Source organism: Amycolatopsis orientalis DSM 43388 (assembly GCF_000411975.1).
GTDB lineage: Bacteria > Actinomycetota > Actinomycetes > Mycobacteriales > Pseudonocardiaceae > Amycolatopsis > Amycolatopsis orientalis_D.
Window position 1 is genome coordinate 102,029 of record NZ_ASXG01000172.1, and the last position, 24,710, is coordinate 126,738.

The 24,710-nt window shown below is 70.2% G+C and carries 23 protein-coding genes, 2 tRNA genes and 1 pseudogene; 12 read left to right on the forward strand and 14 right to left on the reverse strand.

Annotated elements, in window-relative coordinates:
* The first annotated feature begins 5 nt into the window (after positions 1–5).
* The 5 genes from L942_RS36375 to L942_RS44675 all read left to right on the forward strand — a co-directional run bounded on the left by L942_RS36375 (position 6) and on the right by L942_RS44675 (position 7,067).
* Complete coding sequence (locus L942_RS36375; RefSeq protein ID WP_235079604.1) at positions 6–2,330, forward strand: TOMM precursor leader peptide-binding protein; 2,325 nt, start codon at positions 6–8, stop codon at positions 2,328–2,330.
* Positions 2,327–3,811, forward strand: a complete 1,485-nt coding sequence (locus L942_RS36380) for a SagB/ThcOx family dehydrogenase (RefSeq protein WP_037368978.1) — start codon at positions 2,327–2,329, stop codon at positions 3,809–3,811. The genes L942_RS36375 and L942_RS36380 overlap by 4 nt, the downstream gene beginning before the upstream one ends.
* Before the next feature lie 5 nt (positions 3,812–3,816).
* The gene (locus L942_RS36385) at positions 3,817–6,039 is read left to right on the forward strand and encodes a hypothetical protein (protein WP_037368980.1); all 2,223 of its coding nucleotides are present in this window, start codon (positions 3,817–3,819) and stop codon (positions 6,037–6,039) included.
* Positions 6,032–6,838, forward strand: coding sequence for a thiopeptide-type bacteriocin biosynthesis protein (locus L942_RS36390; RefSeq protein ID WP_081655374.1), 807 nt, complete (start codon positions 6,032–6,034; stop codon positions 6,836–6,838). The genes L942_RS36385 and L942_RS36390 overlap by 8 nt, the downstream gene beginning before the upstream one ends.
* A 61-nt stretch (positions 6,839–6,899) precedes the next feature.
* Entirely contained in the window at positions 6,900–7,067 is a 168-nt protein-coding gene (locus tag L942_RS44675) for a hypothetical protein (RefSeq protein ID WP_158684593.1), read from the forward strand.
* A 387-nt stretch (positions 7,068–7,454) separates the two neighbouring features.
* On the opposite strand, the gene L942_RS43430 is transcribed toward L942_RS44675, so the two are convergent.
* Together L942_RS43430 and L942_RS46385 are read right to left on the reverse strand one after the other, a co-directional pair.
* Positions 7,455–7,667 (reverse strand): SDR family oxidoreductase, encoded by a 213-nt coding sequence (locus tag L942_RS43430; RefSeq protein ID WP_081655375.1) that lies wholly within the window; start codon positions 7,665–7,667, stop codon positions 7,455–7,457.
* An 83-nt stretch (positions 7,668–7,750) separates the two neighbouring features.
* A pseudogene (locus L942_RS46385) lies at positions 7,751–7,936 on the reverse strand (transcriptional regulator); the annotation flags it as partial.
* A gap of 72 nt (positions 7,937–8,008) precedes the next feature.
* On the opposite strand from L942_RS46385, the gene L942_RS45740 reads away from it, so the two are divergent.
* A complete protein-coding gene (locus tag L942_RS45740) occupies positions 8,009–8,557 on the forward strand; it encodes an MmyB family transcriptional regulator (RefSeq protein WP_440201362.1) in 549 nt (182 codons plus the stop codon).
* Positions 8,558–8,659: 102 nt separating this feature from the next.
* On the opposite strand, the gene L942_RS36405 is transcribed toward L942_RS45740, so the two are convergent.
* From L942_RS36405 to L942_RS36425, 5 genes are all read right to left on the reverse strand, one after another.
* Positions 8,660–8,733, reverse strand: a tRNA-Arg gene (locus L942_RS36405).
* A 42-nt stretch (positions 8,734–8,775) separates the two neighbouring features.
* Positions 8,776–8,865: transfer RNA gene (locus tag L942_RS36410), tRNA-Ser, on the reverse strand.
* A 66-nt stretch (positions 8,866–8,931) separates the two neighbouring features.
* Positions 8,932–10,641, reverse strand: coding sequence for a phosphatidylglycerol lysyltransferase domain-containing protein (locus L942_RS36415; protein WP_037368984.1), 1,710 nt, complete (start codon positions 10,639–10,641; stop codon positions 8,932–8,934).
* A gap of 46 nt (positions 10,642–10,687) precedes the next feature.
* A complete protein-coding gene (locus tag L942_RS36420) occupies positions 10,688–12,667 on the reverse strand; it encodes an acetoacetate--CoA ligase (RefSeq protein ID WP_037368986.1) in 1,980 nt (659 codons plus the stop codon).
* Between the two features lie 84 nt (positions 12,668–12,751).
* On the reverse strand, positions 12,752–13,384 hold the full coding sequence (locus L942_RS36425; RefSeq protein WP_037368989.1) for a dienelactone hydrolase family protein: 633 nt from the start codon (positions 13,382–13,384) through the stop codon (positions 12,752–12,754).
* A 104-nt stretch (positions 13,385–13,488) separates the two neighbouring features.
* Here L942_RS36425 and hisC point away from each other — a divergent pair, with 104 nt between their 5' ends.
* Entirely contained in the window at positions 13,489–14,547 is a 1,059-nt protein-coding gene (gene hisC / locus L942_RS36430) for a histidinol-phosphate transaminase (protein WP_037368991.1), read from the forward strand.
* Here hisC and L942_RS36435 read toward each other — a convergent pair.
* Positions 14,540–15,301 (reverse strand): sulfite exporter TauE/SafE family protein, encoded by a 762-nt coding sequence (locus L942_RS36435; protein WP_037368993.1) that lies wholly within the window; start codon positions 15,299–15,301, stop codon positions 14,540–14,542. The genes hisC and L942_RS36435 overlap by 8 nt on opposite strands.
* 645 nt (positions 15,302–15,946) lie before the next feature.
* A complete protein-coding gene (locus tag L942_RS36440; protein ID WP_037369103.1) occupies positions 15,947–16,291 on the reverse strand; it encodes a VOC family protein in 345 nt (114 codons plus the stop codon).
* A gap of 76 nt (positions 16,292–16,367) precedes the next feature.
* Here L942_RS36440 and L942_RS36445 point away from each other — a divergent pair, with 76 nt between their 5' ends.
* On the forward strand, positions 16,368–17,066 hold the full coding sequence (locus L942_RS36445) for a FadR/GntR family transcriptional regulator (protein ID WP_037368995.1): 699 nt from the start codon (positions 16,368–16,370) through the stop codon (positions 17,064–17,066).
* A 1-nt stretch (position 17,067) separates the two neighbouring features.
* On the opposite strand, the gene L942_RS36450 is transcribed toward L942_RS36445, so the two are convergent.
* Positions 17,068–17,472, reverse strand: a complete 405-nt coding sequence (locus L942_RS36450) for a VOC family protein (RefSeq protein WP_037368997.1) — start codon at positions 17,470–17,472, stop codon at positions 17,068–17,070.
* 82 nt (positions 17,473–17,554) lie between these two features.
* Here L942_RS36450 and L942_RS36455 point away from each other — a divergent pair, with 82 nt between their 5' ends.
* Complete coding sequence (locus L942_RS36455; RefSeq protein WP_037368999.1) at positions 17,555–18,367, forward strand: class I SAM-dependent methyltransferase; 813 nt, start codon at positions 17,555–17,557, stop codon at positions 18,365–18,367.
* A gap of 4 nt (positions 18,368–18,371) precedes the next feature.
* Here the strand turns inward: L942_RS36455 and L942_RS36460 are convergent, their stop codons facing one another.
* Both L942_RS36460 and L942_RS36465 read right to left on the reverse strand, forming a co-directional pair.
* Positions 18,372–18,806, reverse strand: a complete 435-nt coding sequence (locus tag L942_RS36460) for an AAA family ATPase (RefSeq protein ID WP_106965168.1) — start codon at positions 18,804–18,806, stop codon at positions 18,372–18,374.
* A 5-nt stretch (positions 18,807–18,811) separates the two neighbouring features.
* Positions 18,812–19,300, reverse strand: a complete 489-nt coding sequence (locus L942_RS36465; protein ID WP_037369001.1) for an FBP domain-containing protein — start codon at positions 19,298–19,300, stop codon at positions 18,812–18,814.
* An 89-nt stretch (positions 19,301–19,389) separates the two neighbouring features.
* On the opposite strand from L942_RS36465, the gene L942_RS36470 reads away from it, so the two are divergent.
* Positions 19,390–20,862 carry an adenylate/guanylate cyclase domain-containing protein gene (locus tag L942_RS36470; RefSeq protein WP_200863043.1) on the forward strand — a complete coding sequence of 491 codons (1,473 nt, stop codon included), beginning with the start codon at positions 19,390–19,392 and terminating at the stop codon, positions 20,860–20,862.
* 4 nt (positions 20,863–20,866) lie between these two features.
* On the opposite strand, the gene L942_RS36475 is transcribed toward L942_RS36470, so the two are convergent.
* The gene (locus L942_RS36475) at positions 20,867–21,865 is read right to left on the reverse strand and encodes a beta-ketoacyl-ACP synthase III (protein ID WP_037369004.1); all 999 of its coding nucleotides are present in this window, start codon (positions 21,863–21,865) and stop codon (positions 20,867–20,869) included.
* A 203-nt stretch (positions 21,866–22,068) separates the two neighbouring features.
* Between L942_RS36475 and L942_RS36480 the strand changes: the two genes are divergently transcribed.
* Positions 22,069–22,539: an Lrp/AsnC family transcriptional regulator gene (locus tag L942_RS36480; RefSeq protein WP_037369006.1), complete on the forward strand. Its 471-nt coding sequence runs from the start codon at positions 22,069–22,071 to the stop codon at positions 22,537–22,539.
* Positions 22,540–22,704: 165 nt separating this feature from the next.
* On the forward strand, positions 22,705–23,112 hold the full coding sequence (locus tag L942_RS36485; protein WP_037369007.1) for an SsgA family sporulation/cell division regulator: 408 nt from the start codon (positions 22,705–22,707) through the stop codon (positions 23,110–23,112).
* A gap of 129 nt (positions 23,113–23,241) precedes the next feature.
* On the opposite strand, the gene L942_RS36490 is transcribed toward L942_RS36485, so the two are convergent.
* Positions 23,242–24,339: a S1 family peptidase gene (locus L942_RS36490; protein WP_037369009.1), complete on the reverse strand. Its 1,098-nt coding sequence runs from the start codon at positions 24,337–24,339 to the stop codon at positions 23,242–23,244.
* Between the last annotated feature and the right edge of the window lie 371 nt (positions 24,340–24,710).

Genomic DNA, 24,710 nt, shown 5'->3' on the forward strand with positions numbered 1-24,710 from the left:
CAACCATGACGAAAAGCATCAACCGGGTCACGAGGTTCAACCGGTCGCTGCGGGTGCTGACGGTGCCCGGCGACGCGGTGTACCTCACGAGCGAGCGGACCACGCAAACCCGGCTGGCCGGCGCGCTGGTCGAACAGCTCGCGCCGCTGCTGGCCGACGGGCAGCTGAGCCGCGACGACATCAAGGCCGAACTCGCCGAGGCCGACCCCGCGCGGATCGACGTCGCACTGGACCGGCTGGGCCGCAGCGGCTACGTGGTCGAGGTCGACCCCGAGGTCGACCCGCGCGTCGGCGGCTACTGGGAAGCGTCCGGGGTGGACGGGGACGACGCGGTGCGCCGGCTCGCCGCGGCGAACGTACGCGTGCGGACCGCGGGCGACGTCGACGCCGCCGGATTCGCCGAGGCGTTGCGGGCGCTCGGCACCACCGTGACCAGCGAGCCCGGCGGGTTCACCGTCGTGCTCACCGACGACTACCTGCGCCCGGAACTCGCCGAATGGGGCAAGCAGTTCCACGAGGCCGGGGTGCCGTGGCTGCCGGTGAAGCCGGTCGGCAGCATGATCTGGGTCGGCCCGGTTTTCGAACCCGAGGTCACCGGCTGCTACGAATGCCTGCGGGTGCGGCTGTCCAACAAGAACGTGCTCGCCTCCTACCTGCGCCAGCGCGGCGTGCTCGACAGCCCCGCGCTGGTCAACTCGGTGACTGGCACCCCGGTCACCCAGGACCTGGCGCATCGGCTCGCCGCGCTGCACGTGGGCAAGTGGCTCACCGGGGCGTTCGCCGCGGGACGCGCGGCGATGCCGCAGCCGCCGGGCGGGGTCGCCGCGGAGTACGGCGCGCCGTGGCAGGCCGAGGTGATCACGCTCGACACGATCAGCCTTACCCAGGAGCACCACCCGTTCCAGCGGCGCCCGCAGTGCCCGCTGTGCGGTGAGCCGGATCTGCAGGCGCGCCGCCAGGAAACGCCCGTGCGGATCGAATCGCGCCCGCGGATGGCGAGCAGCGACGGCGGGTACCGCTCGCGTCCGCCGGAGCAGTTCGTCGCCCGGTACGAGCACCTGATCAGCCCGGTCACCGGCCCGATCAGCAACCTCGTGAAGGTGCCGCTGGAGGTCGAGGGTCTGCACACCTACACCGCGGGCCAGAACTTCGCGATCCCGATGGCCAACGCCAACGACCTGCGGGCCGGGCTGCGCAGTTGCAGCGCGGGCAAGGGAATGAGCGACGCACAGGCCAAGGCGTCCGCGCTGGGCGAGGCCATCGAGCGGTATTCCGGTCTGTTCCACGGTGACGAAGCCCGCCGCACCGCGCGCTACACCGAGCTGGACCCGGCCGAGGTGATCCACCCCAACGCGGTGCACCTGTACAGCGAGGCGCAGTTCCGCGACCGGGCCGAATGGAACGCGCGCCCGTCGCATTTCCACTGGGTCGCCGACGATCTCGACCCGCACGCCGAGGTCGAGTGGTCGCCGGTGTGGTCGCTGACCGAGCAGCGCACCAAGCTGTTCCCCACCTCCGGGCTCTACTTCGCTTACCACCACCCGGAAAGCCGGTACCAGGCCGGAGCGAACTCCAACGGCTGCGCCGCGGGCACCAGTCTCGAGGACGCGGTGCTGCAGGGCTTCATGGAACTCGTCGAACGCGACACGGTCGCGATGTGGTGGTACCACCGGCTGCGCCGCCCGGCCATCGATCTGTCCACTTTCGACGTTCCGTACTTCGCCGAATGGCAGCAGCGCTACGACGCTCTCGAACGCGACACCTGGGTGCTGGACCTGACCAACGACCTCGGCATCCCGTCGGTGGCCGCGGTTTCGGTCCGCCGGGACAAGCCCGCGCAGGACATCCTGTTCGCGCTCGGCGCCCACTTCGACGTGGAGGTGGCGATCGGGCGGGCGCTGTCGGAGATGAACCAGTTCCTGCCCGCGGTGATCGGCATGAAGGCCGACGGTTCGGGCACCTACGCCTACAACGACCCGGACCAGCTGCACTGGTGGCGCACCGCGACGACGGAGAACCAGCCGTACGTGCTCCCGGCCGAAGGCCCGCGGCGGACCAAGGCCGACTTCGCCCGCTACGAAAGCACCGATGTCCGCGACGACGTGCTGCGCGCCGAGCGGATCGTCGCCGAGCACGGCATGGAAATGCTGGTGCTGGACCAGACTCGCGTCGACATCGGCCTGCCGGTGGTGCGGGTGCTGGTGCCCGGGATGCGGCACTTCTGGCCCCGCTTCGCGCCCGGCCGGCTGTACGACGTGCCGCTGGAGCTGGGCTGGATCGACCACAAGCCGTCCGAAGCCGACCTCAACCCGATTGCGATGTTCCTATGACCACGCTCGAACGCACCGCCGAAACCGTCGTCACCTTCCGCCGCGACATTTCCTTGCTGCACAAGGACGATCAAGTCCTGCTCGGGCTCGCCGACCGCGCGGGCTACCGGCTCAAGGGCGTCGGCGCGCCGATGCTCGAAGCACTCGAGCAGGTCCGCGCCGGGCTGCACACCGAAGAGGAACTGGTCGCGCAGCACCCGAACTCGCCGGTCGCCGCCGTGCTGGCCAAGGTGGAACCGTTCCTCGCCGCCGGTTTCCGGCTGCGCGGCGAGCGTGTGGCCGTGCTGGAGCGCACCGGCGTGACGCCGTTGCGGCCCGAACTGCCCGAGATCGCCGGCGCGTGGCTGCGCCTCGGCAAGTTCAGCCTGCTGCGCCGCCGCGGCGGTGAGCTGGTGGTCGAGTCGCCGATCGGGAAGTACCGCGCGGTGCTCCTCGACGCGGCGCTCACCGGGGCCGTGGCCGCGCTCGCCGTCGCGCGACCGGTCTCCGAATTGGCCCCGGAATGGCATCCCGTGCTGGCCGCGCTGGCCGGTGCCGGTTTCCTCGACCTCGGAACCGACGGCGAGTTCCCGGCGGACCAGGACGACGTGCTGCGCCAGTGGGACGTACACGACCTGTACTTCCACAGCCGCAGCCGGATCGGGCGCACCGACGAGGCGTTCGGCGGCCGATTCCCTTACGTGGGCCAGATCGAGCCGCTGCCCGCGGTGAAGCCCGCCCCGGAAGGCCCGGCGATCGCGTTGTACCGCCCCGAGTTCGACACCGTACGCTCGGCTGACCCGGGCCTGCAGGAGGCCATCGAAGCGCGTCAGTCCATCCGGACGTACGGCGAGAAGCCGATCACCGCGGAGCAGCTGGGCGAGTTCCTGTACCGCACCGCGCGGGTGCGCGGCACGTACGGTCCGCGGCCGGAGGCGCGCATGCCGTACGAGGGGTCGAGCCGTCCGTACCCGTGCGGAGGCGCGGGCTACGAACTGGAGCTGTACCTGACCGTGCGCCGGTGCCACGGCTTGGCGCCGGGCATCTACCACTACGACGCGGGCGAGCACGTGCTGCGGCTGGTCAACGCCGACGAGGACGCGCGGGAGGAACTGCTGTCCGTCGCGACGCTGTCGACCGGCGGCCAAGCCGTGCCGGACGTGCTGGTGACCATGACGTCGCGCTTCCAGCGGCTGTCGTGGAAGTACCAGTCGATCGCCTACGCCGTGACCCTCAAACACGCCGGCGCGCTGTACCAGACGATGTACCTGGTGGCGACCGCGATGGGGCTGGCCGGATGCGGGCTGGGCAGCGGGGACGCCGACGCGTCGGCTCGCGCGTTCAAGCTCGACTACCTGCGGGAGTCCTCGGTCGGCGAGTTCATCCTCGGCAGCGCCCCGGCGGAACTGCCGGCCCCGGTGAGCGGGGACGGCGCGCTCGACTGGCGTGCGGGCAACGACCCGGGCTGGCAGGCCGAGGCCCTGGCCGCGCATCGGCGGTGACGGCCATGGCCGAACTGCTCGTCTCCCGGGTCTGCGGTCTCTCCGCCGCGGTGCTCGACGGCCTGCGCGCCCCGGAGACCATTGCCCTGCTGGAGGAGGCCGAGGCCGCCGCGGCGCGCAAAACCGCGCTGCGGGAACCGGTCTGCGATCTGCTGCACGCTGTCATCGGCCGCGACGAACTGTCGCGCGACCAGCGGCGCGGGCTGATCCGGCTGCGCCGGGGCGTGTTCAACGACCGCACCGACGAGGCCGGGCTCCGGCTCTCGCGCGAGGTGCTGGCCCCGGCGGACGCGGAGCGGCTCGGCGAGTGGCACCAAGCGCTGGTGCGAGAGCGGGAACTGCTGGAAAAAGCGGCTCGGGCCCTGACCGGCGAGCTGGCGGCGGCACAGCGCGCGGTGTCGGCCGCGTTGCGGACCCCCGACGTGCTCGCCGGGCTGGCGCTGGCCAGCCCAGAGTTCGTCACGGCCTTCACCGACCGGCCGGGGCTGGGCAAACCCGGCGGCAGGCTGAGCCGCAGCGCGGTGTCGTATCTGGTGCGGACCACGCTGAAGCCCAGTCCGTTCGGCACGCTGACCACGGTCGGCGTCGGCGGCTTCACCGGGGCGGTCGATCCCGGCCCGGAACGCAGGCTGGTGAGTTCTTCGCGGGTCGCCGCGCGGCTCGCCTACGCGGCGCTGGCCAGCGACCCGATGGTGCTGCCCAATGTGGACACCAGGCTGGTCGGCGACGAGTGGCTCGCCGCGTTGCCGGTCCACCTCAAGCGCAGTGGCGTGTACTTCCGCGAGGACGAGGTCACGGCGTTGCCCGGTCCGGTGCCGTTCGACGCTCGCCCGCGCCGCCTGCGAGAACTGGCCGTATTGCTGGGATGCTCGCCCGACGAGCTGCGTCGGCTGCTGGACCAGGGCCTGCTGCTGCTGGTGCCGCCGTGGCAGCTGACCGAACCTCGGCACTTCACGGCGTGGGGCGAGCCCGCACTGGCCGAAGCCGAAAAGGTCGTTGCGGGCAAGGAAAACGGACGCCAGCGGGCCGAAGCCGTGCTCGCCTTGCGCTCCCGCCTGCGCACGACGTTGGCCGAGCGCGATCCGGCCCGCGCCGGATGGCTCGACGGACTGGGCCTGGTGCACGAAACCGTCGCGCACGGGCCGGAGCCGGAAACCGCCCCGCCCGGGTGGGTTCCCGACGAACTGGACCGTCTCGAAGGCGTGTTGCGCTCGATGGTGCGGCCCCGGGCGGGTTACTTCGACCTGGTCCGGTTTTTCGTGCACCACTACCGCGAAGGCACCGCCGACCTCGCCGAATTCGCGTTCCGCGCGGTGCGGGACCTGGACCCGATGTGGTGGCTCTCGCGGTGCGCGGTGCCCGACCCGCAGGCGCGCGAGGTGTCCGGGGCGAGCGTCGGACGGCCCGCGCACTCGGTGTTCTGGCAGGTCGCGGGCGACGCGCTGGTGCTCAACCAGGTCCATCCGGGTTACCTCGGCGCGGTCGCGCGCTGGGCGGGCGTGCCGGGTCTGTCCGATCAGGTCGAAACGGCGATGACCGCCTTGCACGAACGGCGGTTTCCGGACGCGGCGGTCTACCAGCTGACCGCACACGCCGACTGGACGGACACGCAACGCCCGGCCGTGCGGGCGACGCCCGTCCTGTCCTGGGGAGCCGAACGTGCTTACGGCGGCGTGCCGATCGACGGTTTCCGCGTGCGCCACGACCCGGCCACCGGCACCCTCGAAATCCTCGACCCAGCTGGCCGTCCCGCGGCGTTGAGCTATCTCGGCGCGGTGCCCGCACACCTCTTGCGCAGCGTGCCCCGCGTGCTGCAACTCCTGTCGGACCCGTGGCTGTCGCTCGGCCCGTGGGCACCGACGCCCGGCCCTGGCTTCCGCGACCGGGTGACCGACGGGCGCCTCGTGCTGCGCCGGGCGCGCTGGACGCTGCCCGCGTCGGCGCTCCCGCAGCTTGGCAGCGGGCCGGACCTCGACTTCCTCCGCGCCGGCCGGATGTTCCGTGCCGAACACGGGCTGCCCGAGCAGTTGTTCGTCCGCGGGCTCGCTGCGGGCGGAACGCCGCTGGGCAAACCGCAATGGCTCAGCTTCGACTCCCCGCTCGCGGCGTGGACGGCGCTGAAAGGCCTGGGCGGCGCGGAGGAACTCGAATTCACCGAAGCGCTGCCCGCCGCGGGTGCGACCGCCGGACGCGTCACGGAATTCCTCACGGTGGTGACCCATGATTGATGCCGTGCTACGCCCGGAGTGGCGCTATTGGCGGGTTTACGTGCCCGATCTCCGCCCCGTTCCGACGCTGTTGCGGGAAGTCGTGCACCCTGTCGTCGCCGCGCACCGCGAAGGGTTGCGGCGGTGGTTTTTCTTGCAGTACATGGACATGTCGGGCCTTCAGCTGCGCGTACGGCTCAAGGCGCGGCCCGAAGCCGCGGCCGAGGTCGAAGCGGACCTGGATCGGCGCTTCGCCGAACACGGCGCGGAAGTCGTGAAACGCTGGTACGAACCGGAATTGGCGAAGTTCCGCGGGCCGGACGGCGTGGAGTTCGCCGAACGCGTCGCGCATCTCGGCAGTGAAACCGCCCTGGAGCTGCTGCCCGCCCGCACGCCGGCCCGGCGCATCGCACTGGCCGCGGCCCACACCGCGGTCCTCGCCGACGGTCTGCCCACGACGCAGCAGGTGAGTTTTCTGCACCAGTACGCGTGGTACTGGTCAGGTCGCGGGGCCCGGACCGTCGCCTGGCGTCCCGCTGCCGCGACCGCGCACCCCGGCGATCCAGCCGCCCTCCGCCAAGCGAGCCGCCTCGCCGAAACCGTGGCACGGGAACTCGAAACCGACTCCGTGGGCGGCCCGCTGCGCCGCTACGCCGAGCGGTTCTGGGCGGAGTACCGGGATTCGGCCCGCCGCGTTACGCCTTACCGCGCCGCATTCCAGCACGTCCACCTCATGAACAATCGGCTCGGCGCCGTTCCCGGAGAGGAGGCCCAAATCGCCCGGTTGTTGTGGGTGCGCCGAGTGCGTAGCATGAAATAGCGGGTAATTCGCCAACCAAATCGGCAATCGGAAATCACTACACCAGAGAGGGAGAACCATCATGGACTCAGGTTCCAGCGGCGCGGCGAGCGGCATCGGCGACCCGGACGACGATCACCCGAACCCCGTCGGGGACGCCGTGGTCAACGGCGTGCGCACGGTGCTCGACAAACTGGGCCCGGCGGGCAAGAAGGCCGCCGAACATCTGCCGAAGAAGAAAGACAAGTAACATCCTCGCGGACACGGCGCGGACAGCGGGGCTTTCCTCGCTCTCCGCGCCGCAGCGGAATCACGCGGATTGCCAATTTCCGGAAAGCTTGGCGGCTATCTCCTGCCGGTGAATTGAAGAGGTGAATCCGCGGAAACTGTGCGGCACTGCCTGCCGTCCGCCGACGGGCACCGTGCTTCGCGCCAATGGCCCCGGCTCTAGCCCGGACAGTGAGAAACCCTCCGTCACCAGGGGGTTTCTCACTAAGCTGTCTCGACCAGAAAGTGCGCCCGCTCGGCCGACGTGCGCCATGACCGGCAAGAACGTCATGGGATGGCACGGCTGCGCGTCATCGTGAGTTGAATACGGGCCGAACCTGTTTGGCCGTTCGCGGGCGGCGACCGCTGGTTAGCCCGCGCGCCCGGCGGGCAGGTCGTCAGTTATCCGGCGGATGACGTCCGCCGAGCCGTCATTGATCGGGGTGCGCGTGGCACCCGGCGCGACGGTGTTCACGCGCACGCCCTTCGGCCCGAACTCGGCCGCCCAACTGCGGGCGAGCTGTGCTTCGGCGGCCTTCGAGGCGGAGTAGAGGCCGACGAACGCGTGCCCGGCCTCCGCCATCCAACCGGGGCGGCGAGGTCGCGCAGGTGCTCGCGTTCGATGTCGTTCAGGCCGAGCGCCCGCGACAGCGCTGCCACGACATCCTCGCGGATAGTCGGTTGTCGGCCCTGATCGATGCAGCTGTAGTGGTCCGGGCTGAGCCCCGCGAGCACGGCGAGCTCCTCGCGGCGCAGCCCGGGTACCCGCCGCGGCCCGGGGAACGGCTCGATCCCCGCCTGCGCCGGGGTCAGGCGGTCCCGCCGCGAACGCAGGAAAGCCCCGCTGTCCATCACCCGCAGCAGGCCGGGGTCAGCCGACTGCGGCGCGCTGCCCTCGCACGGGGCACGCTTGCCCGCGAGCGCATCCTGAACTGGGCCGATTTCGCCGCCGCGGCCGTCGGTTCGATGCGGTACGAGGTCGGCCGGCACCCCGGCGACCGGCGCCTCGCCGCGCTGGTCGCCGAGCTGCGGACCGCCAACCCGGACGTGGCACGCTGGTGGGATGATCACGGCGTCACCGACCGCACGTCGGTGAGCAAGCGGATCGAACCGGATGGGCCCACCGCGCGGAACCTCCCGCTGCTCGCGTCGTGGGAAGGATCTCCGCCCGCCCACCGACGCTTCATCCACACCGGACATTCCCCGCGCCCGGATGAGCCGCGCACCGCTGAGCTGTTCGACTTCTCGCCAGACGCGAGGACCGTCATGACTGGCGAGTGGCGATACTGGTCGAGCGGCGAGAAAACGCGGGGGTGCCGAACCCGACCGGGCGCCAGGGCGGATACCCGAATTCCCAGAATCCGACCAACCAGCACTGGTTACCGGCCGCTCGCGACCCGGCTCGACGACGCGGGGCGCACAGCTCGCCAGATCGCCGACATCCTCGAGCACGCAACAGAAACCGAGCCATAACGCGGCAACCGATCGCTCCCGGCGCAGGTGAAAAACCGCGTCCGGACAAGCAAAAACCCCCTGTCACCAGGGGGTTTTTGCTATGCTGTCTCGACCAGACAGTGCGCCCGAAGGGATTCGAACCCCTGACCTTCTGATCCGTAGTCAGATGCTCTATCCAGCTGAGCTACGGGCGCGTGTTCAGTTGTTAACCTAGCACCTGCCGAAACAGGCACCAGCGGAGGCTCCGGGATTTGAACCCGGGAGGGGGGGTTACCCCCAACCGCATTAGCAGTGCGGCGCCATAGACCAGACTAGGCGAAGCCTCCTGGGTCCTAACGACCACTGCTCAGATAGGTTACACACCCCTCCCGCCCCTCGGGAAGGCACCCCCCTTAACGCTGCAGCAGCCGCCGCAACCAGGGAGAACGGCCGCCGAGGCCCTCGGCTTCGAAGGTCGCGATGCCGACGCGCGGGAGCGATCCGACGCCCGGGTAGACGAGGTAACGCGGGACCCATCGGGGCTGGAACTTGGCGTTGAACCGGTAGAGGCTTTCGATCTGGATCCAGCGCGAGAAGAAGTGCAGGACCTTCGCCGACAGCCGCGCGACCGGGCCGGCGCCGATGCGCTGGCCCTGTTCCATCAGGGCGCGGAAGGCGGCGAAGTTGAGCGACACGTGGTCGATGCCGTTCTCGCGGCAGTACAGCAGCAGCTCCGAGATCATCAGTTCGTTCACGCCGTTGTCGGCGGTGCGGTCCCGCCGCATCACGTCCAGCGACAGTCCCCGCTCGCCCCACGGCACGAACTGCAGCACACCTCGCACGCGCCCGCCCTGTTCCGCGGTGACGAGCACCGAACCCGGGTCGCCCATGCGGCCCAGCGCCATCGAGAACCCGCGTTCGGTCTCGGTGCCGCGCCAGGCGGCGGCCAGGTGCACCAGCTCGGGCAGCTCGCCGGGCCGCAGGTCCTCCGCCCTCCGCACGAGGACCTTGTAGCCGGCCCGCTTCGTCCGCGACGCCGCCTGCCGCACCCCGCGCATCACGCGGCCCTCCAGCGTGAACGTCTTGGTGTCGACGACCGCCTCGTCGCCGATTTCCAGCACCTCCAGGCCGAACCGGGCCCACACCGTCGCGCCCAGCTCGGACGCGCCCATCGCGGCGGGAATCCAGGCGTTGCGCTGGCAGATGCCCAGGTACTCCTCGATCGCGCCCGGCCAGGCCTCGTGGTCGCCGAGCGGGTCGGCGGACGTCAGCGCGACCCCGGCGATCACGCGGAACGTGACGGCCGCCTTGCCGGTCTTGGAGAACACCGCGAACTTGTCGCGGCGCAGCGCGAAGTAGCCCAGCGAGTCCCGGTCCCCGTGCTGCTTGAGCAGTTCGTGCAGCCGTGCCAGTTCGTCGTCGGACAGCTCGGGCGCGGGTTCGGCCGAGCGCAGCAGGAAGTACGCCGACACCAGCACGCCGGTGATGCTGAAGAGCAGCCCGATCGACGCGGACAAGTCCTCGAACCACATCTCGTGGAACACCGCGGGCCCGCTGACGCCGGTGAGCGCGAGCGCGGACTGGGACAGCCGGTCGCCGAAGCTCAGCGGGTCGAGCATCCGCGCGGGTGCGACCGACAGCAGCACGAAGTTGAGCACGAATCCGGCCAGCACCAGCTGCAGAAGCACCCGCAACGCGCGCCAACGGCCGACGGTCGGGTCTGGGCGGGCGATGAAGTACCGCCGGGTGCCGAGAAGCCCGGCCAGCAGCACCACCGACACCACGCCCGCGCCGAACACGTGTCGCAGCCCGAGGTGTGACAACGCCAGCAGCGCGGCGAAGCCGACCGCCAGCTGCCAAGCGCGGCGCTTGCGCCGCCGCAGCCCGGCGGCAAGCATGATCAGCAACACACCGGTGACCAGCGCCACAGCGGCCGCCGCGGTGGTCGCTTCGCTCGGCAGCTCCAGCCATTTGGCCACGTGCCCGCGCACGTCGCGGCCCACCGGGACGACCGTGGACACGATCGCCAGCAGCCCGGCCAGCCTGGTCACCCAGGTGATCGCGACGACCGACGTGACGCCGGCCACCTGCCAAGTGTGCTGCGCGCGCGTCTCCGTCACCACGCGTGCAACACGCACGGCCTTGCCATGCTTCCCCCCGCTTGCGCGTTCAGTCCGCGGCGAGCTCCACGAAGGGGGCCAACGCGGCCGGATTGGCCAGCGCGTCCCTGCTCACCGCCCTCTCCGGCGCGACTCCGGAGAGGATCCGCTTCACTGGTACTTCGCACTTCTTACCGTTCAACGTACGGGGAATCTCGGAAACGACGATGAACCGATCGGGTACGTGTCGTGGCGACAGTGCGTTGCGAAGCTCTTTTCGCAGGTCAGGCTCGACTTCCTCGAGCGTGGCGCCGTCGGCGAGTACGAGAAAACACAGCAGCTGCCCGTCGTCGTTGCCCGCCGCCGACGTGTCGATGACCAGCGAGTCGGCGACCTCGGCGAACCCTTCCGCGACCCGGTAGAACTCGGCGGTGCCCATCCGGACGCCGCCGCGGTTGAGCGTCGAATCACTGCGGCCGTAGACCACGGCCGAACCGCGGCGCGTGATCTTGACCCAGTCGCCATGCCTCCAGATACCCGGGTAGGTCTCGAAGTACGCCTCGCGCAGCCGGGAACCGTCCGGGTCGTTCCAGAACGACACCGGCATCGACGGCATCGGCTCGGTGATCACCAGCTCGCCGACCTCCTCGACCACCGGCTGGCCGTGCTCGTCGAACGCCGCCGCGGCCACGCCGAGCGCCCGGCAGGACAGCTCGCCGAGCCACACCGGCACGTCCGGCGCGGCGGCGACGATCGCCGCGCACAGGTCGGTGCCGCCGGAGACCGAGCAGATCTGCACGTCCCGGCCGATCGCGTCGGCGATCCAGCGGAAGCCCTCCGGCGACAACGGCGCACCAGTCGAGCCGACGACGCGCAGCGCGCTGAGGTCGTAGCGCTCGGCCGGCGCGAGGTCTGCTTTGAGGCAGCTCTGGATGAACGGCGCGGACGTGCCGAAGTAGGTGATCCGGTGCTGTTCGGCCAGATGCCACAGCGCGTTCAGGTCCGGATGGCCGGGACTGCCGTCGTACAGCACGATCGTGGCGCCGACCAGGAGCCCGGAGACGATGAAGTTCCACATCATCCAGCCGGTGGTGGTGAACCAGAACAACCGGTCGCCCGGCCCGAGCCCGCTCTGCAGGCCGAGCGCTTTGAAGTGCTCGACGACGATGCCGCCGTGGCCTTGGACGATGCCCTTCGGGAGCCCGGTCGTGCCCGAGGAATACAGGACCCACAACGGATGCGTGGCCTCCACCGGCTCGTACGCCAGCTCCCCGCCGGCGTGCTCGGCGAGCATCGCGTTCCAGTCGACGGCACCGTCGAGAGCCCCGTCTCCCAGGTATTTCACCAAAACCGTGACTTCCAGCGCCGGAAGCTGTTCGCGCAGCTGCTGAACGGTGCCGCGGATGTCGAAATTCCGGCCGTTGTAGGCGTATCCGTTCACCGCGATGAGCACTTTCGGCTCGATCTGGGTGAACCGGTCGGCGATCGCGCGGATCCCGAAGTCCGGGGAACACGACGACCAGATCGCGCCGAGGCTGGCGGTGGCGAGGAAGGCGATGAGCGTCTGCGGACAGTTCGGCGCGAGTGCGACGACGCGATCTCCTTTGCCGACGCCGAAAGCCCGCAACGCCGCCCGCGCGGCAGCGACGTGCGCACGGAGGTCGCCGTACGTGAACTGCTCGGCAAGCCCGTCCTCGCGGTGGAAAATCACCGCGAGTTCGTCGTCGGCCTTCGTCGCGCCGCCGGTGTCCGGGCGCAGTGCGTGCTCGGCGTAGTTGAGCGTGCCGCCGTCGAACCACTTCGCGTCCGGCATCGCGCCGGACAGGATTTCCCGCGGCTGTTCGTGCCAGCGCACGCCGAAGAACTCCGCGACCGCGGCCCAGAACTCCGGCACGTGCTCGACCGAGTAGCGCCACAGGTCGTCGTAATCGGACAGGTCGACGCCGCGCTGCTCGCGCAGCCATCGGCGGAAGGCCTCGATCTTCGAGTCAGCGACCCGGTCCGGGTCGGGTCGCCAAAGCACCTCGGGAACAGCGGCGTTCTCGGTCACCTGCCGATGCTAACCCCGGGATGCTCGCGAAGCCCGCTTTCGGCGGGACTCCGCTCCCTCCACAAAGGACACAGCTGGGGGTGCTCAGCGGAGGTGGGCGTCGAACCAGTCGAGGGTGCGCTGCCAGGCATCTTCGGCGGCGCTGGGGTCGGCGTCGAAGCGGTGGTTCGCGCCCGGATAGCGCACCACGTTCGTCGCGACTTTCGCCGACGCCGCGGCTTGGCGCAGTTGCTCCACCTCGGCCTCGCCCGCCTCGTCCCCGGCATCGCCGTACATGCCGAGCCACGGGCTGGTCACGCGGCCGGCGATTTCCAGCAGCTTCGGCAGCTCCGCGACCGCCTGGCCGCCGACGCTCACCGCCGCGCCGAATTTGCGGTGCGAGGCGACGACCAGCGCCGCCGTGCCCCCGAGGTCGAAGCCGACCACACCGCGCAGGTCGGCGTCGACGCCGCGTTCGGTGAGCCAGTCGAGCGTGCGGTCGGTGGCGTCGAGCAGGTCGCGCTGAGTGAGCTGCTCGCCGGACTCGATGTGCGGGGTGACGGTGAGCCAGCCCTCGCCGGCCAGGCTTTTGACCAGCAGCAAGACGCCGTCGGTGACCCCGTCGCCCTCGTGCAGGACCACGAGGCCGCCGCGGAGTGCGCCGTCGGGTTCGGCGAAGGTGAGGCGAAGGGTGCTGCCGTCGGTACGCTGGTAGTCCTCGGTGGTCGTCGACGTCATCGCCTCATGCAATCACCTCCAGGTGAACATTGGGAACCTTTCCGGATCCGCCGGGGCGAGATACGGTGACCCCGTCGTCCCGTGAAAACCGAGGAGTTCCGACGATGCCGTCCCTCGCCCCCCGCCCTGACCTCGATTCGTTGCCGAAGTACGTCCCCGGCCGGACGATCGAAGGGGCCGTCAAGCTCGCGAGCAATGAGGTGCCCGGCGGTCCGCTGCCGAGCGTGCAGGCGGCGATCACGGCTGCGGTGACCGGGGTGAACCGGTATCCGGACAACGGTTCCCAGGCGCTGCGCGAGCGGCTTTCGCGGCGGCTGGACGTGCCGGTGGAACGGCTCGCGATCGGCTGCGGTTCGGTTTCGCTGTGCCAGCAGATGATCCAGGCGCTGTGCGGCCCCGGCGACGAGGTGCTGTTCGGCTGGCGGTCGTTCGAGGCCTACCCGATCGTGGTCCAGGTGGCGCTCGCGACGGGCGTGAAGGTGCCGCTGACGCCGGAGCACGGGTTGGACCTCGACGCGATGCTGGCGCGGATCACCGACCGCACCAAGCTGGTCTTCGTCTGCAACCCGAACAACCCGACCGGCACGGTGCTGCACCGGGACGAGATCGAGCGGTTCCTCGAAGCGGTGCCGCCGCACGTGCTCGTGGTGCTGGACGAGGCGTACAAGGAGTTCGTCACCGACCCCGAGGTGCCAGACGGCGTCGAGTTCACGCGGACGCGCGGCAATGTGGCGGTGCTGCGGACGTTCTCGAAGGCGTACGGGCTCGCCGGGCTGCGGGTGGGGTACGCGGTGGCTCCGGAGCCGATCGCGCAGGCGTTGCAGCAGGTGTACGTGGCGTTCTCGGTGAACAGCATCGCGCAGGTCGCCGCGATCGCGTCGCTCGACGCGGAGGACGAACTGCTCGCCCGGTGCCAGGAAATCATCTCCGAGCGCACCCGCGTGCGGGACGCGCTGCTGGAGATGGGCTACGAGATCCCGCCGACCCAGGCGAACTTCGTGTGGTTCCCGCTGGGCGAGGCCACCGCGGCTTTCGCGGACCACATGCTGGACCGGAAGCTGATCGTGCGCCCGTTCCCCGGCGAGGGCGCGCGCGTGACGATCGGGACGCCGGAGGAGAACGACCTGATGCTGGCCGCGGCCAAGGAATTCCGGGCTATTTGAGGATCAGCTGCACGACGGCGGCGATCCCGATCACGACGATCACGCCGCGCAACACGGTGGGCGGCAGCTTGCGGCCGATCCTGGCCCCGAGCTGCCCGCCGATCGTGGACCCGAGCGCGAGCAGCCCGATCACCGGCCAGCTCACCGGGGCGACGAACGCGTAGATCGTGCCGGCGACGATGTTCACGACCGCGGACAGCACGTTCTTGACGCCGTTGAGCCGCTGCAGGGGTTCGGACAGCAGCATGCCCATGACGGCCATCATCATCACGCCCTGCGCGGCGGTGAAGTACCCGCCGTAGATGCCGATGACGAACAGCAGCCCGAACAGCAACGGCCCGGCATGATGCTCGCGCCCGTTGGCCTCGCGGCGCTTCTGCACCCACTTCGACACCTTCGGCTGAATGATCACGAGCACGACGGCGAGCCCGACGAGCACCGGCACGATCTTCTCGAAGGCGCCCTTGGGCAGCGTCAGGAGAAGCACGGTGCCCCCGATCGCCCCGAAGAACGAGGCGACCGCGAACCGCACCACCTGCGGCCAGTACCCGACCAGCTCGCGCCGGTAGCCGTACGCCCCGCTGACCGTCCCCGGCGCGAGCCCGACCGCGTTGGAGGTCGTGGCGGTCACCGGCGGATAGCCCAACGCGACCAGCACCGGAAAGGTCACGAGCGTCCCGGACCCGACGACGGTGTTGATCGTCCCGGCCCACATCCCGGCAATGAAGATGACGACGGCATGCCACCAGGTCATAAAGCACTCACCCGCTGACCCTAAGCAGGACCCGCGACCCCCGGCGACGCGATGTGTCCGGTCAGACACTTCCCGACGCCGACCCCAGCACGCCGAGACTTGGCACGGCTCCGCGCGGCACGACGACGCTCCGCGCGGCACAACACGGCACTACGCAGCACGGCACGGCAGCGCGGCACTACGCGACTCGGCTCCGCGCGACACAGCGCAGCACGGCACCGCGGCACGAGTCGGCTCCCCGCGACACAGCACGGCACGACGCAGCACGGCCGGCCGCGCGGCACGACGCGGCTCCGCGCGGCGCGGCGCAATCGCGGCGCAACGCAGCACGGCACAGCACAGCGCGACACGGCACGGCGAAGCTGCGGCTCGTCGGAAGGCAGTACGGCACGACGCGACGCGACGCGGGACGGCGCGGCTGGCTTGGCTTGGCTCGGCTCGCCTGGCACTGCTGGCTTAGCTCGGCTGACTTAGCTCGGCTGGCTTAGCTCGGCTGGCTTGGCACTGCTGGCTCGGCTCGACTGCCTTGGCTTGGCTCAGCGTGCCGTGGCAACGGCCGCGAGCTCACCGGCCGCCCACCGGACGCGCGCACCCGGCGGATCACCAGCGCCCCTCCACCTGCCTTCCACCCCGCCGGTCAGCTCCTCACCGCTCAAAAACGCAAAACTCGTTCCCCTCCGGATCCGCCATCACGTGCCACTCCCGGTCCCCTCCTCGCTCCACGACCATCCGTGCTCCGGCGGCGGTCAGGTCGGCCGGGTCGCCCCACACGTCCAGGTGCATCCGGTTCTTCACCGTCTTGCGCTCCGGCACCCGGTTCAGCCAGATGAGCGGCCCTTCCCCGGCCGGGTCGACGATGGCGACCGGCCAGTCCGGCGGCTGTTCGCCAGGCGGGCTGCGGCGGACGTAGCCGAGCGTCGAGCACCACCAGTCGGCTTGGGCCTGGTGATCGAGAGCGTCGAGTGCCAGATCTTTGAACTTCGCGGGCATCATCCCTCCCCTTCCACCGACGATCGTGACACCCGCCACCGACATTTTCCGGCGTCCCGCGTCGCCAGCTGCCAGGATGGGCGGCGTGGCCCACGAAACCGAGCAGGTCTGGAGCGCCACGGTCGACCATCTGCGCGCGATGATCGACTCGGGCGAGCTTCCGCCGGGCTCGCGCCTGCCCGCGGAACGCGCGCTGTGCGAGCAGCTCGGCATCAGCCGCGGGTCGTTGCGGCAGGCCTTGCGCGTCCTGGATTCGATCGGATACGTCCAGATCCGCGCCGGCTCGGGCACTTACGTCCGTGAGCAGGGCACTGCCGACAGCCCGCTGAGCAGCTGGTTTTCCGAGCACGAGCAGCTGGTGGAAAAGCTGTTCGACCTGCGCGCGACCGTCGAGCCGACCCTCGCCGAGCGGCTCGCGAAGCAGCACACGCCGCGCGTCGTGCAGCGGCTCGAGGACAACGTCGCGGAGATGGAGGAGGCCGCGGCGGCGGGGGACATGTTGCGCGTGATCGCGACGGACGCCGAGTTCCATCGGGTGATCGCCGGCAACGCGGGCAATGACGACGTCGCCGACCTGCTCCGCTCGGTGCTCGCCCTGGTCGGCGAGGAGCGCCGGGCCGCGCTGCGGTTGCCGGGGCAGATCCGGAAGGCCGTGGCCGAGCACCGCGCGATTCTCGACGCCATCAGCCGGTCAGACGCGGCGGCCGCTCGCGAGATCACGCTCAAACACTTGCTGGACGCGAAAACCTACGCCCACGACTACGCGTCTTCCTGAATCAGCACACGCAAAACTCGTTCCCCTCCGGATCTTGCAGCACGGCGAAACAACCGGTCTCGTCCTCGATCGTGCGCAGGTGCACCGCACCGCGCCCGACCAACCTCGCCGTCTCGGCCTCGATCCCCGCCTGATCCGCCACCCCGACGCGCACGTCCAGGTGCAGCCGGTTCTTGCCGCGCTTCGGCTCCGGCACGCGGTGGAACAACAGCCGCGGGCCGAGCCCGGCCGGGTCGGCTGCCGCGCACCACGCCTCCGCGCCGTCCCCGACCGAACGCGAGAACTCAGCCCAGCTCGACGCCCCGGCGGGCGGCTCTTCGACCGCGTACCCGAGCGCCGTCGCCCAGAAGTCCGCCAGCCGCTCCGGGTCCGCACAATCGATCGCGATCTGCACGCGTTTCGCCATGCCCACGGATGATGCCGCCTCAGGCCATCAACGCTACAGTCTTCACAAGTTTGTGAAAACTTTGTCTTCAAGGGGGCCGACCGTGGAGAAAGTGCACTTCACCGAGGAGAAGGCGACCAACCTGGGCACGCTGTACGCCCGCGCCCTCGACGCGCGCCGCAAGGATCCGATCCTCGGCGACACCGCCGCCGACGAAGCGGTCAAGAAGATCGACTACGACTTCGGCAAGCTCGGCGTGAACGAGAACTCCGCGGTCTCCGTCGCGATCCGGGCGCGCGCGATCGACGAGATGGCCGCCAAATGGCTCGCCGAGCACCCCGACGCGGTCGTCGTGCACCTCGGCTGCGGAATGGACACCCGCGTGCAGCGGCTCGACCCGCCGGCTTCGGTCGCCTGGTTCGACGTGGACTATCCCGAGGTCGTCGACGTCCGCAGCCGGGTCTACCCGGAGCGGCCCGGGTACTCGACGATCGGCTCGTCCGTCACCGATTTCGGCTGGCTCGACCAGGTTCCCGGCGACCGCGAGGCGCTCATCGTGGCCGAGGGGCTCACGATGTACCTCACCGCGGAGTCCGGGACCGAACTGGTCCGCAGGCTCGTCGGCAAGTTCCCGTCCGGCCGGATCGTGGCCGATTTCTTCAGCTCGCTCGGCGTCAAGGCACAGGTGATCAACCCGGTGGTGCGCCGCGCGGGCGCGACTTTGCGTTGGGGCATCGACGATCCGCACGAACTGGAGCGCTACGGCCTTCGTCTCGTGTCCTGTTTGGACGCGACCGACTGGGCGGACGACGAGGCGCTGGTGAAGATCCCGGCACCGTCCCGGCTGGCCTTGCGCGCCACGGCGCTGTTCCCGGTGATCCGGAAAATGGGCCGGATCGGCGAATGGGATTTCTGATTCCCTAACCGATCCGGCGCAGCACCGCGTCGGCGACCTCGGCCACCGGCACGGTGGTCACCACCTCGAAGGTCGCCGACGAACGCAGCAGCGGCTCCACCTCGTCCAGATACCGCAACGTCTCGGCCAGTTCGTCCGGATGCTTCCCGTACGGATTGCCGGTCCGCGTCGCCAGCCTCTCGATCAGCACCTCGCGCGGCGCGCTCAGCAACACGATCTGCGTGAACCGCGGATAGAACCGCGCCTGGTTCGAGACGGTGCCCGACACGAACAGCGGTCCCGGCGTCGCGAGCAGCGCGGCGATCCGGTCTTCGCGCCAGAGTCCGTCGCGGGTGTAGCCGCCGTAATCGGTGTCGACCGTGCGGTAGCCGCGCCGGGAAAGTTCCGCGAGCAGGCTGCTCTTGCCCACTCCGGACATCCCGGTCACCAGCACCCGCACCGCGTTTACCGCGTTTCCAGCACCCGCGCCACGAACCGGCTGATCTTCTCGCTCATCCGCTCGACGCGTTCCTCCTCCGAGAGCGTCTCCTTCGGCTGCGGCACCGAAGGCTTGAGCTCGCCGCGCAGATACGCGCTGCACGCCAGGTCGGAGCAGAGATACGTGCCGACCGTATTGCCGTCGCGACCGGCTTTTCCGGCCAGCCGGGCGGTGAACAGCGCGATGTCGGTGAGCGGATGCGTCGTGGTGCAGAACGCGCAGATGTTGCTGCGCAGCCGCGACTTCGGCGACGGCGCGGCACGCAGCGACAGGCCGATCACCTCGTCGCCGTGCGGCACGACGAGGTACGCCCGGCCAGGCGCCTTCGCGTCGCGCCAGCCGAGGAAGTCGCGCTTGTCCCACGGGATGTCCGAGGGAAGCGTGACGGACTTGGCTTCCCCGCGGGAACAGTTGACGAACGAGGCGCGGATCTCGGCGGGGTCGAGCGGTTGCATACGGCCACGCTAACCATCGCCGCACGCCGGCAGCGACCGCTTTTTTCGCTCCCGGACCCGCCACCCCATACGATCTGCTGGTGCGCAGAATGATCGCGGGGAGGTTCCGGCTGGTTCTGCGCACCAGTCTGGGCTTCGCCGCGCTCGGCGTCGGATCGAGTGTCGCCGGCGCGGGCGTCGTCGCGTTGTTGCTGCTCCTGCAGGGGTTGCCGGCGGACGTCGACGACCGCGGCTGGGTGCTCGGCGTCACCGCGGCCGGGGTGGTCGCGCTCGCCCTGGTCGTCGGCACGCTCTGGACCGCCTACCTGCAGCGCCGCACCGTGGTGTGGTTCACGATCGGCCGCCCGCCGACCGCGGACGAGGCGAAACGCGCGCTGCGGCTGCCGTTCGACATGGCGGTGGTGAGCGGCACGCTCTGGCTGATCGGCGCGCTCACGCTGGGCACTCTGGCCGGCGCCCTCGGCTCGGTCAGCGACGCGGCGGGCATCGCGCTCACCATCGGGCTCGGCGGGCTGACCACGGTCGGCCTCACCTATCTGGCCGCGGAATGGGTCGCGCGGCCGGTGATGACGATGGCGCTCGACGTGCTGCCGCCGCGCGGTTCGCTGCCGGTGACCGTGCTGACCCGGCTGGTCGTCACCTGGGTGCTGGCGAGCGGCGTGCCGCTGATCGGCGTGCTGCTGGTCACCACGCCGCCCGACCTCGGCCGCCACGGAAACCCGACCGCGAGCCTGATCGTGCTGTCCGTGACCGGCCTGACGACCGGCGCGATCGGCACCGCGCTCCTGTCCCGCGCCGTCGCCGCGCCGCTGCACCGGCTGCGGATCGCCTTGGACGCGATCGCGCGCGGACGCAAGGACGTGCACGTCGACGTGGACGATTCCAGCGAGATCGGGATGCTGCAGACGTCGGTCAACGACCTCGCCGCCGGCCTGCGCGAACAGGACCGGATGCGCGACCTCTTCGGCCGCCACGTCGGCGCCGACGTCGCCCGGCACGCGCTCGAATACGGCGCTTCGCTCTCCGGCGACGTCCGCGAGGTCACCGCGCTGTTCGTGGACGTCGTGGACTCGACCGCCCTCGCGTCGCGCACTCCGCCGCAAGAGCTGGTCGAGAAGCTGAACCGGTTCTTCGCGAGCGTCGTGTCCGCGGTGGACGCTCGGGGCGGCCTGGTCAACAAGTTCCAGGGCGACGCCGCGCTGTGCGTTTTCGGCGCGCCGACCCCGCTGTCCGACGGACCGACGATGGCGCTGGCCGCGGCCCGCGCGATCCGTGACGCGGTGCTGTCGGAAGGCGAGCTGGACCTGGGGATCGGCGTCGCGACCGGGCAGGTGTTCGCGGGGCAGCTCGGCGCGTCGAGCCGGCTGGAGTACACGGTGATCGGCGACGCGGTGAACGAAGCCGCGCGGCTCACCGAACACGCGAAAGCGGTGCCGTCGCGGGTGCTCGCCAGCGAAACGACGGTGAAGGCCGCGCTGGGCGGCGAACGGGAACACTGGCGGCTGCACGGCGAACTCCACCTGCGCGGCCGCCACCGCGAAACACGGACCTGGACGACCTAACGCCTCACGACAGCTCGGGCCAGGTCAGCACCGTGGAACCCCAGGTCAGCCCGGCCCCGAACGCGGTCAGCAGCACCCGGTGCCCCGGCGTCAGCGTGCCGTCGGCGACCGCGTCCGCGAGGGCGAGCGGGATCGATGCCGCGCTGGTGTTGCCGACCCGGTCGATGTTCGACACCACCGTGTCCGCGGGCATGCCGAGCTGTTTCGCGGTCGCCTGCAGGATGCGGATGTTCGCCTGGTGCCCGACGAACCGGTCGACGTCGCCGACCATCCAGCCCGCCTCGTCCAGCACCGCGCGCGAGGATTCCGCCATCCGCGCGCACGCCTGCCGGAAAACGGCCGTGCCCTGCATGACCATGAACCGGTCCTTCGGGTTCTCCGGCACCCGCTGCGCCGCGCCGCCCGCCTCGACCCACAGCAGTTTGGCCAGTTCGCCCTCGCTGTGCAGGTCGAACGGGCCGAGCGCGCCGCGTTCGCCGGGCTCGCCCGCGCGCAGCAGGACCGCGCCGCCGCCGTCGCCGAAGATCGGCACGGTGGTGCGGTCGTCCGGGTCGACCAGCGAGGTGAAGACGTCCGCGCCGATCACCAGCACCCGCTCGGCCATGCCGCCGGCGATGAACCCGGCGGCGGTCGCCAGCGCGTAGATGAAGCCGCTGCACACCGCGTTGACGTCGAGCGCCAGCGCCGTGCCGAGGCCGAGCCGGGCCGCTACCTGCGGCGCGGTGGCCGGGCACAGCTGGTCGGCGGTGGAGGTGGCGAGCACGACGGCGTCCGCGAGCCCGTCCGGGCCGAGCGCCGCGCGTCCCGCCTCCTCGGCGAGGTCCACTGTGGACTGGCCGGGCGCGACGCGGCGGCGCTCCCGGATCCCGGTGCGGGTGCGGATCCACTCGTCAGTGGTGTCCAGGCGGGCCGCGATCTCGTGATTCGTCACCACGTGCTCGGGCAGCGCGCCGCCGATTCCGGCGACGACGGCGGCGCGGTGGCGCGACCGGACTGCACTCATGGCGGGACCTCCCAGACCGGCTTGTTGGCGGACGTCGCCGGTTGCCTCCCTTGTATGGCCTACCCCTGGGTAGACCGGTCAGTTGTGTTCCACGTCACTAAGAGACCTCTTCCACATTCGCTCAATAGGAGGTATTACGGCGGGCGGTCAGGCCGCGTGGTAAACCCGAGGCTTTTTGTCGGTCCGCCCGGTTAGCCTGAAGCGTGCGCACTCCCGACCTGGACCAGCTCGACCTCGCCATCCTCTCCTGCCTGCAGACCGACGCCCGCACGATCGCCGAGGTCATCGGGGCCAAAGTCGGCCTGTCCGCCGCGGCCGTGCAACGGCGGATCAAGCGGCTCCGCGAAGCCGGAGTGATCGAGAAGGAGGTCGCGGTGCTGTCCCCGGCCGCGCTCGGGCTGGACATGACGTTCGTCGTCATGGTCGAGATGGAGCGCGAGAACCTGGCGGTGCTCGACGGTTTCCGCGCCCAGGTGCTGGCCGACGACTGCGTGCAGCAGTGCTACTACGTCACCGGCACCGCGGACTTCGTCCTGGTGGTCACCTGCCCGGACATGGCGGCGTTCGAGACTTTCGCGCGGCGGATGTTCTTCGACAACCCCAACGTCCGGCACTTCACCACGAGCGTGGCGATGGACCGGGTCAAAGTGGGCCTCACGCTGCCGCTTTCCTAGCCGGGCGGGAAACGCAAGGGTTCTGTGTCCGGCGTTACGTGTTCGCGGCCTGATGCAACCGATCGCGTGAACGTCGGCGGAACGCCGTCATGTGCTCCCGAGTCGATCATCTCCCTGCCGACCAGTTCGCGAGGCGCGAACGACCGGAGGAAACCAGGAGCAGCCGTGCACACCACCGACGCCGTACACCAGACCCAGTTCGTACTGCTGAACGAGAGCACTACGCCGGTGCTGTCCCGCCTCTCCTTCCACGTGTCGGAGCCGTACGCGGTCACCGTGGCGTTCCGGACCGAACGCGGCCGGTGGATCGAGTGGACGTTCGCCCGCGACCTGCTCGTGGACGGGATGGACGAGCCGGCCGGGATCGGCGACGTGCGCATCCGCCCGGATCTGTCGGAGGACGAGGCGTTGCTGACGCTGGAGATCGAATCGCCCGACGGCTACGCGTCGTTCGAGCTGGAGCGCGCCGACCTGGAGGCGTTCCTCGAATCTTCCTACGAACTGGTGCCGCTCGGAACCGAGAGCGAGCACTTCGACATCGACGGGCTGATCGAGGAGATCAGCAACGTGTGAAAAGACCTGCCGATCCCGCGGCAATGCGGACAAGGGCGGTTCGAGTGCGCTGGAGGCACTCGAGCCGCCCTTGTCGCGTTTGGACACCCACGCGAAAGGGAGTGCCCGCACCGGCACTCCCAGGGCAACTCAGCCGCGGACGAGCGTGGTGCCCGTCGCCGACAGCGCGACGTTCACCGGGTAGTAGTAGCTGTTGACGGTGTCGCCGCCGGAAACCATGCCCTGCGCCTGGTTTCCGCTGATGAACGAACCGCCCGAGTCGCCGTGGTCGGACCGGGCGTTGGTGAGCACCATGCCGGTCACGGTGCCCTCCTGGTAGCGCACAGTCTGGTTCTTGGCACGGATCGTGCCGCAGGTCCAGCCGGTGGTGGAGCCGGACTTGCACACCGAAGCACCGACCGCGGCCTCGGTGGAACCGGCGACGCGGGTGCCGTTGTTGATCTGGCCGACCGGGGTCCAGTTGCTGTTGACCCGCGCGGCCGCGTAGTCCGCGCCGGGGAACCGGTAGGTGGTGAACTGGCCCATCGCGACCCGGTTGTACCCGGACAGCGCGCCGCCGCCGGTGAGCGCCGCGCAGTGGCCGGCGGTCAGGAAGCCGCCGTTCACCGAGAATCCGACGGAGCAGCGGGACGAGCTGCCGATGTAGTACGCGTCCCCGCCGAGCACGTTGTAGTGCGCCTTGGGCACGGCCGAGGTTTCCGTCACGGTCACCGCTGAACTGTCCACACCGGACTGCCGGACGAACTGCTCCGCCGCGTCCCGCTGTCCAGTGAGGACAGTCAGGGTGACCTGGTTGCTCGCGGTGTCGATGCCCCACCCGGTGATCGACTTCGGCGCGGCCTTCTCGTGGGTGTTGAGCGCCTGCACGGTCGAGTCGAGCTGCCGGGCGCTGAACCGGACGACCCGCGCCTCGGCACCGGCCGCGCGTACCTGGTCGACGAGCGCCGCGTCGGTCACCGAGACGACGGCCTTGCCGGTGGCCGCGTTGAAGCTCGTGCCGCTGAAGCGGTCGCCGAGAGACTTCTCCAGTGCCGCGCCGACCTTGTTCGCCGCCTCCTCGTGCGCGAGCCGGACGAGCGCCTGGCTGTGGGTGAGGCCGAGGTCGCGTTGCATCGCCGGGACCATGTCGGGGTTGAGCGGGGCGGCGCTCGCGGCCGGGACGCCGGCGAAGATCGCCGTCACCGCCGCGGCGGCGGTCGCGGCACCGAGGAATCTGATGGCTTTCATGCTTCTCCCTCGCGTTCGGTCCCCCCGGCCTCGAAGGGTGCGGCGGTGGTCCAATCCACTGCAATAAGGGGCCGCGAGAATAGGTAGCGGAGCAATCCTTAAGTAGGGAGTTGCGCGACTACCGAGCGTTGGCCGCCGGAGCGGGCCTCCGTGGGTTGTTCCGCTGAACCGGCGAACACCCCGAGGTTTCGCACTCTTTGTGACCGCAAGCCGGGTTTCTTCTGCCATTTGGTGACCGTACGGAGGCAGACGTGTGAGGAGCGTGCCCATGACCCGGCCGAGAGCCGGTTTACGCCGCCCCGCGCACTGCTTAAGCTCCGGGCGAAACGGACAAGATGCTCGCTGGGGAGGTCGTGATGTGGCCGGCCGTT

What these genes read in the sequence shown, in the direction of transcription:
- L942_RS36435 (WP_037368993.1), bottom strand. Translation starts at nt 15,301, where the DNA reads ATGACCTGGTGGCATGCCGTCGTCATCTTCATTGCCGGGATGTGGGCC.
- L942_RS36425 (WP_037368989.1), bottom strand. Translation starts at nt 13,384, where the DNA reads ATGACGTCGACGACCACCGAGGACTACCAGCGTACCGACGGCAGCACC.
- L942_RS43430 (WP_081655375.1), bottom strand. Translation starts at nt 7,667, where the DNA reads ATGGCGGAGGCCGGGCACGCGTTCGTCGGCCTCTACTCCGCCTCGAAG.
- L942_RS36470 (WP_200863043.1), top strand. Translation starts at nt 19,390, where the DNA reads ATGATCGCGGGGAGGTTCCGGCTGGTTCTGCGCACCAGTCTGGGCTTC.
- L942_RS44675 (WP_158684593.1), top strand. Translation starts at nt 6,900, where the DNA reads ATGGACTCAGGTTCCAGCGGCGCGGCGAGCGGCATCGGCGACCCGGAC.
- L942_RS36475 (WP_037369004.1), bottom strand. Translation starts at nt 21,865, where the DNA reads ATGAGTGCAGTCCGGTCGCGCCACCGCGCCGCCGTCGTCGCCGGAATC.
- L942_RS36450 (WP_037368997.1), bottom strand. Translation starts at nt 17,472, where the DNA reads ATGGCGAAACGCGTGCAGATCGCGATCGATTGTGCGGACCCGGAGCGG.
- L942_RS36490 (WP_037369009.1), bottom strand. Translation starts at nt 24,339, where the DNA reads ATGAAAGCCATCAGATTCCTCGGTGCCGCGACCGCCGCCGCGGCGGTG.
- L942_RS36445 (WP_037368995.1), top strand. Translation starts at nt 16,368, where the DNA reads ATGGGCGGCGTGGCCCACGAAACCGAGCAGGTCTGGAGCGCCACGGTC.
- L942_RS36440 (WP_037369103.1), bottom strand. Translation starts at nt 16,291, where the DNA reads ATGCCCGCGAAGTTCAAAGATCTGGCACTCGACGCTCTCGATCACCAG.
- L942_RS36465 (WP_037369001.1), bottom strand. Translation starts at nt 19,300, where the DNA reads ATGCAACCGCTCGACCCCGCCGAGATCCGCGCCTCGTTCGTCAACTGT.
- L942_RS36380 (WP_037368978.1), top strand. Translation starts at nt 2,327, where the DNA reads ATGACCACGCTCGAACGCACCGCCGAAACCGTCGTCACCTTCCGCCGC.
- hisC (WP_037368991.1), top strand. Translation starts at nt 13,489, where the DNA reads ATGCCGTCCCTCGCCCCCCGCCCTGACCTCGATTCGTTGCCGAAGTAC.
- L942_RS36390 (WP_081655374.1), top strand. Translation starts at nt 6,032, where the DNA reads ATGATTGATGCCGTGCTACGCCCGGAGTGGCGCTATTGGCGGGTTTAC.
- L942_RS36375 (WP_235079604.1), top strand. Translation starts at nt 6, where the DNA reads ATGACGAAAAGCATCAACCGGGTCACGAGGTTCAACCGGTCGCTGCGG.
- L942_RS36385 (WP_037368980.1), top strand. Translation starts at nt 3,817, where the DNA reads ATGGCCGAACTGCTCGTCTCCCGGGTCTGCGGTCTCTCCGCCGCGGTG.